Source organism: Bacillus sp. C30 (assembly GCF_040838255.1).
In the GTDB taxonomy this organism is placed as follows: Bacteria; Bacillota; Bacilli; order Bacillales; family Bacillaceae_G; genus Bacillus_A; species Bacillus_A mycoides.
The window spans coordinates 1-1,756 of the sequence record NZ_JBFPJH010000518.1; the positions used below are offsets into that span (position 1 = coordinate 1).

Annotated in this window: 2 protein-coding genes and 2 pseudogenes; all 4 read right to left on the minus strand. The window is 33.6% G+C overall.

Annotated elements, in window-relative coordinates; genetic code table 11:
- Nucleotides 1-208 (minus strand): annotated as a pseudogene (locus AB3X49_RS22415) (hypothetical protein); the annotation flags it as partial.
- Nucleotides 209-340: 132 nt separating this feature from the next.
- Nucleotides 341-883 carry a hypothetical protein gene (locus AB3X49_RS22420; protein WP_367964827.1) on the minus strand — a complete coding sequence of 181 codons (543 nt, stop codon included), beginning with the start codon at nt 881-883 and terminating at the stop codon, nt 341-343.
- 326 nt (nt 884-1,209) lie between these two features.
- Nucleotides 1,210-1,305 (minus strand): annotated as a pseudogene (locus tag AB3X49_RS22425) (IS200/IS605 family transposase); the annotation flags it as partial.
- A 247-nt stretch (nt 1,306-1,552) separates the two neighbouring features.
- The coding region (locus tag AB3X49_RS22430) for a hypothetical protein (RefSeq protein WP_367964829.1) at nt 1,553-1,756 on the minus strand (204 nt) is incomplete at its 5' end.

The window sequence follows — 1,756 nt, forward strand, 5'->3', positions numbered from 1 at the left end:
CCTCTATACTTAATGTTGAAAGGGGTTCTCGGCAAATTTCAACCTGTATATTACGCTTTTCTAATAGATATTTAATTGTGCGAATTGTTCCCATTTCTATAATCGAATGCATATAGGGCAAGAGTTTTGAAAATTGGTTTTGACCTTTTTCCTCATCACCAGCTTCTTTAAATGCTTCTTGTTGATTAATTCGTAAATATAATACCATCTAGTTAACAATAGCTACTCAAAATGGAATACATATCATGGATGAGTAACAGCTTTCTCTTAGAAATTATATTTTATACAAAAAGATAGCAGAAAGACGAAAATTGGCTGTGTTTGCATCCTTTTTCTGTTTTTATTTTAAAGGTGTTGTGTCAATTTGAATGGAAAATTGATACTGTTCATGTGATTCTTCTTCTAACAAGATAGCAAGGGCTTTCAATTGGTAAATGACCTTTTGTTTAGACTTGCGCCCAGCATAGTGGAGATGAAAGGATTCTGGAATAGGAGATTCTATCGGTTCGGATGGAATAGATGTAGGTTCAGATTCTGGCATCACGGGTACGTCTTGCATCGGGATTGTGAGTGGCAGTGTTTGTGTTTGGGTGGTTTCGGTGGTATAGGATTGTTGCAGGTCAGTAAGTGCAACCTCTTTGTGTTTGATCGTATCCTTTCCTTTTCGTTTTAAATCGGTTGTTCCTTGAGTCTTAATTTCATGCTTTTTGTACAAATCGTATAGCTTGCTATTATATGTGCCCAAACCAGTGGTAATTTCTTTGTTTGTGAAATGTTCTTTCCAATATTGGAGACGTATTTTTTGTTCTTCTACAGGCAGATCTTCTAAAGAAGCTAATGGTAAGAATGTGTTTAATTCTTCTATGCGTAATGTTTCAGTCAATAGGATCACTCCTCAAAAAATGGTATGGAGTATAGATTCGATAAAAGGACGAAATTCCCTTTGAAAAAAAAGAATGAGAATTGTAGTTCGAAAACTTTCGTTGTAACATTAGAATATACATATATTCATATTCTAATGTATTCGTTTGCGAACGGTGTTAGTGAATAGGGATTTCGAAAACGGTTTTGTTGCAAAGTTTTTTAATGCGACACATTCTAGGAAAAATAAGTAAGGAGAATGATATATGAGCTATTTTTAAAGGCAGACAGTTCAAGAAAGATAACATTATAATAACCGTTGGTCCTGTTGTAATTCTCGGATGACTATACAAACATGTATTTTGTATAGTCTGATATATCATCATCAAATACATTTCTTTGGTATTTTACAACCAACACAAGATGATTATACAGAAAGAACATTGAATTATTATTATTTAATTGCTATACAAATTTTATTGTGAGACTGATTATCTCATAGAGAAAATAAAAAGTACAATTTCGCTTTTGCCACGCCAAACCGAAATTCATCTCCCGCCTACCGTTGGGCTATGCCCTGCACACACTTGAGGAAGGATAATTCTTTCAGGTAATTCGTTAAAATGCAACTTATAAGATTGAATTACTCACTACTTAACGTTCTAGCGAACTGTTTGAAGCGGTGAGTAGCTCAAGAATTAACTATATATGAGTAGCTGTTAATGATATCTCGTTTATGTATCCTATTTTTATTACTAGTGTCAGCATCAATATCAACTATATCAACATGTATGCGGAAAGATGAAGCAGTATTTTCAGATGTATATTTTGCTTCGCCATGCAAAGTTATTGTTTCGTTATCTGGATTTATAGTAATTATTGATGGATCATGTAA